1 protein-coding gene is annotated in these 983 nt (G+C 59.4%); it reads right to left on the bottom strand.

Features of this window, described 5'->3' with window-relative positions; translation table 11 throughout:
• The coding region (locus tag JMN37_RS11255; protein ID WP_252932203.1) for an IS1249 family transposase at nucleotides 1-983 on the bottom strand (983 nt) is incomplete at both ends.

The following is a 983-nucleotide window of genomic DNA, read 5'->3' as shown; positions in this document are numbered from 1 at the left end:
TATGAGCGTCCTGCCCAGCCGTGTCGGATGGCCCAGGAGGGGTTGAAGTCGGTGTCGATGCCGGTGTCGTAGACTTTCGGCCGGCCGTCGGGTGAGTTGGCTTGGTCGCGTTCACGCATGTGTGCCTGGCGGGCGTGTGCGTAGCCTGCGTGGCCGAAGTCTTGCTCGATTGCTAGCGCCAGCGGGTCATCGTGGTGTTGGGTGTGCAGGTAGAGCCACCAGTCCATGATGATTCGCTGGTGTTCGTCAAATGTGCCGCGGTGGGCTCGGGCGAGGTGTTTTAGTTGTGCGTTTATGCCGCCTTCCAGGCTGTTTGTGGTGGTCTTTAGCGTGGTCGTGGTGCGGTGTGGTGGGTTGAGCCAGACGAAGAGGTGGCCTTGTTGGTAGAGACGCTCGAATCGGCGGTAGGCTCTGCGGGCTCTGGGATGGGTGTACCACCATTGCTGGTTGTCGCGGATACGTTTTGGGATCTCTTCTGGGGCGACTTGGTTGCGGTAGGTGCGTTGTTTGAGCCAGTCACCGTAGAGGTCATGGAAGCGGTTGAGGCGAAGTACCCAGGTGATTGCCTGGTCACGGGTGGTGATGTGGGTCAGCTGGTTGCCGAGGCGAAGGAGTGCTTTGTGTGCGGTGATTGTGGGTTGGCGTGTGGTGTCTTTGATGGTGTCGCGGCGTACGTGGACGAGGCAGCGTTGAATGGAGGCGTTTGGCCAGCATTGTTTGATGGCTTTGTGAGCGCCACCGGAGCCGTCTGTGGTCACGACGAGGGGTTCGGCGATCATGTCGAAGAGTTTGGCGTAGTCGTAGGCGGTTTCTCGTGTGCACCAGTGCCAGGCGACGACGTGCTCGCTGGTTGCAGCGACAAGCAGGCATTTTTTGTGGAAGTAGGTGCCGTCAATAAAGAGCTGGTCGTAGACGCGGTACGGGTCCGGTTTGCACGGGACGATGATGAACCAAAAGTAGGTGAACCAGCGGATGAGTGTGCG

The sequence above is a fragment of the Corynebacterium lipophilum genome (assembly GCF_024102595.1).
Lineage (GTDB): Bacteria > Actinomycetota > Actinomycetes > Mycobacteriales > Mycobacteriaceae > Corynebacterium > Corynebacterium pseudogenitalium.
Note: the sequence above shows the minus strand (reverse complement) of the source record. Positions and strands in the feature narration are given on the sequence as shown.